1 protein-coding gene is annotated in these 237 nt (G+C 74.7%); it reads left to right on the top strand.

All coding sequences use genetic code 11. The features are described from left to right. A partial coding sequence (locus ACZ6JE_RS15630) for a class I SAM-dependent methyltransferase (protein WP_464319545.1) occupies positions 1–237 on the top strand: 237 nt, incomplete at both ends.

Below are 237 nucleotides of genomic sequence, written 5' to 3'. Positions count from 1 at the left end.
AGCGGGTGCTGGCGGCCGTGCGTTTCGAGACGGCCGACGTGTTCGCGCTGCCCTTCGACGACGACGCCTTCGACGTCGTGCACGCCCTTCAGGTGCTGCAGCACGTCGGCGACCCGGTCGCGGCGCTCCGCGAGATGCGGCGGGTGGCGCGCCCCGGGGGAGTCGTCGCAGCCCGCGAGGTCGACTCCCACGGCTGCGTCGGGGCGCCCGAGAACCCCGGGTTGCAGCGGTGGATGG

The organism is Frigoribacterium sp. AC759 (genome assembly GCF_979256015.1).
The sequence above is the reverse complement of the archived record's forward strand: the minus strand, read 5'-3'. Positions and strand labels throughout refer to the sequence as shown.